At 30.9% G+C, this 4,717-nt stretch carries 1 protein-coding gene; it reads right to left on the bottom strand.

Annotated features, from left to right (window positions below):
- A partial coding sequence (locus tag KHW44_RS06540; RefSeq protein WP_304067459.1) for a Rib/alpha-like domain-containing protein occupies positions 1–3,819 on the bottom strand: 3,819 nt, incomplete at its 3' end.
- Positions 3,820–4,717: the final 898 nt, after the last annotated feature.

The raw sequence follows: 4,717 nt of genomic DNA, 5'->3' as shown, positions 1-4,717 counted from the left end.
ATCTTTGTTTGCATCTTCAATAGCTTTCTTAACTGCATCTTTTTCAGTTTGTGTTAAGTTAGATTTATCTGCAACTGGTGTCTTAGCTGGTACTGTTGGGTCGATAGAGTCTGTTTGTTTTGAAGCATCTTTCCAAACAGCATATACTGTTGTTGGTTCAGTTAGTTTTGTTACATCGATAACATCTGCTTCTTTAGCATCAGCTGTCTTTGCCCAACCTACAAATTCTTTTCCTTCTAATTTTGGATCAGCTGGTTTGTTTACTCCATCTTTTATATCATCTGTCTTTGTAGTTGAATTATCATCAAACTTACCACCATTAGCCTCGAATGTTACTAGTTTTTCATCAGTATAAATTGCGTAAACTACTTGGTGTGTAGTTATTGGAGTTTCTGCAGTGAATTTCATTGAAGCATCAACTTTGTTGAAATCTGCTGATTTAACAGTTGTTGCTCCAAGTTCATCTTTACCTGCTTCAGTTACCCAACCTAGGAATGTTTTTCCTTCTGCTGTTGGAGCTTTAACAAATTCATCACCTGTGTTTGCTTTAACAGTTGCACCTTCAAATCCATTTGGTGCGTATCCTTCATCGCCAAAGAATTTTAAATTGTCTGGAACTACTTTTACAGATTGTTTTGTTCCATCGTCGAAAGCACCATCTGTTGCATCAAATAATACTCTTGTTTTAACCCTAACTTCTAGCCAATCTGATGGAAGTGATGATCCATCTGATGCGTTAATTATTAATCTCATGTCTTTAACTAAAGTCAAAGATCCATCTGGATTAAGAACGCCAGCATTTCTATCTTCTTTTAATTCATAGAAATCCTTTAGATTTAATCTATATGGAGAAGCTACATATTCTTTTCCATTTACAGTTATTGTCTTAGTATAATCTTTTGTTGTATTACCTTTATCATCATATTCATTTGCATCAGCATCAATTTTTGATATATAGATTACTCCATTTGGATCTATATATCTCATTCTGATTTTTCCACCATCATATTTGGTAAATCCAAGAAGTTCTGATGTGTTTTTCATGAAGTCATCTGCATTTGTTGGATTTTGTCTTGGATTTTCATAGAAGTCTTTATATTGGTCACCTGTGTAGTCATTTGTAAATACGTTATGATATGGAGTATATAGAGATTTACCTATACCTATATTAGCAATATCATCTGTATGGTCAACCCATGCCATTTTTTCGTATTTTTTCTCAGATTTATCTATAGGATTAAATTCAATTTTTGAAGTTAAATTTTCTACCTTATTTCCACTTGGATCATATGCTTCAATTATAATAGAAGAACCTGTTTCTATTTTACTCATGTCAATTACATAATTACCATCCGTTTTTGTGGTAGCTACAAGAGTGCCTTTTAAAACGCCGTTTTTATCATCATGTTGCCAATATGTTTTTGGCTTATTTTTTGTAATATTAATAGTAACTTGTTCAGTAGACCCCTTTGGTGTATATATCAATTTATAAGTTCCATCCGGTTTACCAAGACCTTGACCTTCTGAGAATATATGCAAATCAATATTTCTATCTTTATTGTACTTAAGTGTTGCGGCGCCTTTATTTTCCTTAGATCCATTAGTTATCTCTACAAAATTAATAGAATTTGCATCATGATCAGCTGAATCTGGAAGTAGAATTCTAACCTTATCTCCAGCTTTGATTGTAGCGCCTTCACGAAGAGTTAATTTATAAATACCTTCTGTAATTTTTTCAATCTTGTCAAATCCTTTCCTACCAGTTTTAAAATCTGTATAATAACCTTGTTCAGTTCTGACAAAAGAGTATTTCTCATCGCCTACTTGAACCATAATTTGTTTACCTAGAGGCTCTTTACCTAAATCTATAGTAAAGCTATCTCCTTCAGGAACTACAAATTCATGGTCATATTCTTCTTCAAAAACAGTCCAACCATTTGTATTTGGCTCTATCCAACCAGCCATTGTATTAAAGTTTACTTTATTTTGACCTGTAGTATGGAATTCTTCAGCAAATTCGCTTTTATCTACAACATAATCTATACCTGCGAAATAGAAACCACTTTGGTTGATTCTTCCGCTCAATTTATCCACATGGATAACACTTACTCCATTTTTTTCAAAGTTAGATTCACCTATTACAAAATAAGCTAGCTTTCCATCTGCTGTATAGTTAATATTTTTCTTTTTAATACCTACTCTTGCACCCTTGGCAGGTGTTCTATCGGCATTTAATAATTGGGTATAGGCTATAAATCCTTCTTTATCTGCTTTTAGATATTTAACCAAGTTAGCATCGAACATTTGAACAAAACCAGTTGGCTTACCATCATGAGTATTACCCGGATTAATGTCGTTTCTTTCTGCTTGATATTGTGTTCTCAAGATTCCAAGATTACTTGTATCATCATATTGGTCAGGATTTGCAATAAACTCAGATAAGTATGATCTTTGCATTGCAAGCTTTCTATCTTGACTTTCTGGTCCTCTTAAAAACTCAGATTGGATATTATTACCTAAGCTTATAGATGTTGATCTTGTGTATGTTGTGTAGTCTAAGGCAGCTTTTTTAGGAGCGAAAGCATAGATTCTTTCTCCCTTACCATCAACTAACCTCATTTGAACTTGATAGTTAACCTTTCCAAGGCTATCTATTGTTTCTCCATTCTTTAGGACTATGTTAATAGGTAAGTTATTTATATTTTGAGTTCTTGTGGAAATCATGCCTGCAACATCTAATGTTTTGATTTTATCATTATTAGTGTCTGAAAATTTAAATCTATTTCCTTTTTCATCGACACCGTATGATTCTTCAAAATCTATCTTGTCATATAGGTCTCCAAAGTTAAAGGCAGCCTTCTTCCAAACTGCTGAAACAGCAGCAGATTTTTCCATATAAACTAATCTAAGGTTAGTTCTACCATTAGCATCAGTGAAGTAACCTTGATAGTTGATATCATTGATTTCGATAGGATCTGATGTTGTAACCCTTACTATTCTTTGGTCTTTTAATTCATCCGATTTACCAAGTTCCCAATGGTCGTCACCTTTTTTTTCTTTTTCTTCCCAGTTTGTTTTATCTGTTATATTTTTAGGAAGTTTTTCTTCTGCTTTACTAGCCCCAACTCTGTTCATTTTAGCGCCTGGTTCACTAAATTCTAGTTCTCCAAATCCACTATTTTCAAGGTCTTCTTGTGTTTCATATACTTTTACTGTGATGATTTCTCTCTTTGTTGATTGGTCAGCAAAAGTAATTTCTACTGTAGCTTTCTTATCTCCGGCTTCATTAGTGTCTGCTTCGTTAATTACTTTGATAGTTGCATCTTCTGGAAGGTTTTTAAAAGCTTTTCTGTAGTTTTCTACATTGTTACCTTTTACTACTTTAATAGCTTCTAATTCAGGTACATAACTATCTGCTTGTTTTGCTTGTTCTGTTTTTCCTTCAGTTGCTGTTTCAGATGTTTTTTCAGCAGTTGTTCTAACAGTTCTGTCTTGTGCGTTTGTTTTAGTTTCTTTTGAAAAATCACCTTGTACATGAGAAACTGGTTGTTCAGTTTCTGTTGTTTCAGCAGCTTTTTCTTTAGGTTGTTCTGATTTTTCTTCAACGTTTTCAGTTTTTGCAACTTCTGTTGATTCAACAGCTTGTGGTTGGTCAACTTTTCCAGCTGCAACAACGTTTGGGGTGAAGAACATCATGTAACCTAAAAGACATGAAACTACACCTACGGTTAGCTTTCTAAGACCGTATTTTGGTCTTTCATTAGAGCTTTTTGCTCTTTTTTCGGTAATGATTTTTTCAAATATTCTTTTGTTATTCATTACGTTTTCCTTTCTTATAATATTTTCTCTGTTGTTGGTTAGTTTTGAAATAAAATTAAAATTTTCCACTATAAATTATTACATTTTTGTAATATTTTCGTTCTAATTTAACTTCAAAAAATCAAACCACAACAATTGTGAACTCAGAATTTTATTTTTTAAATAATGGATAGCCCAGGAATTGGCTTGTAAACTAATTTACAAAATGAATTATTTGTTCAAAAGTTTTCTTACATTAAATAAAAAATTAATTCCTTGTATGGTTATTTTATCATAATGAACAAAAACTGCAACATTATTTATAGGAAATGAAATAGGTAAATGTTTCATTAATTTTTCTTATTTTATCGTCAATTTATGCTAAAGAGTGTAATCATGATAACATATAATCTTTTATTTTTATTATGATAAACTATGTATTGTTATGCTTTTCTATTCAATAATTATCAAAATCTAGATTAATCATATATCTAGGAAAATTTTTAAAACTCAGAAATTTAATTAAGGATATTAAATAATTGTTTAATTTATTAATAATTAGTAAATAAAAAAATAATTGATAAATATTTTTAACCAAATTCGCCGCTGTAAAATAAAAAAACAAATTAAAAAAATCAATTTACTTCATTAATTAGATTTATTTAGTTAAAATGTGTCAATGTTTTCATGAAATTATAGCGTTTATTTTTAACAATATGAATTTTTATTCCGTTGAGGATTTATTAACCTAAAAAGATTAAAAATATTATAATGAGACTTTGTTAACTTACATTAGAATCCTCTAGAAAATTTTATTTGCAGACGAATTGTCAAATCAAATGCAACACCTATGGTAAGAAACCAAAAAGTTCTTCTTTAGGTGTTTTATATTGTATACATTTTCTAGGTCTATTATTCA

Origin of the sequence: Finegoldia magna, assembly GCF_018371055.1 — a bacterium.
Lineage (GTDB): Bacteria > Bacillota > Clostridia > Tissierellales > Peptoniphilaceae > Finegoldia > Finegoldia magna_I.
The sequence above is the reverse complement of the archived record's forward strand: the minus strand, read 5'-3'. Positions and strand labels throughout refer to the sequence as shown.